The organism is Neisseria sp. P0022.S010 (genome assembly GCF_051956635.1).
The window spans coordinates 1-234 of record NZ_JBQCXF010000981.1; the positions used below are offsets into that span (position 1 = coordinate 1).

A 234-nucleotide genomic window follows, 5' to 3' on the forward strand; every position below is an offset into this window, starting at 1 on the left:
AAAGCCTGAACAAAGCCGCCCAAACCGCCAACAACCACAATACCGATGAAGAAACCCAAAGGGGTCGTCTGAAAGACGCCCTCAAAGACCTGAAAGAGGCCGGCTTAATCCAAACCGCCCCGGCCGGTATAGCCACCGCAACAGAGCAAAGCCAACTGCATACCGCCAATGAAAACATCCACCTTATCAGCGGCAACCATACCGACATTACCGCCGGCCAAAGCCTGACCGCCC

Annotated in this window: 1 protein-coding gene; it reads left to right on the plus strand. The window is 55.6% G+C overall.

The window, feature by feature from the left end:
• A partial coding sequence (locus ACTHUT_RS22430) for a DUF2345 domain-containing protein (RefSeq protein WP_440386935.1) occupies positions 1-234 on the plus strand: 234 nt, incomplete at both ends.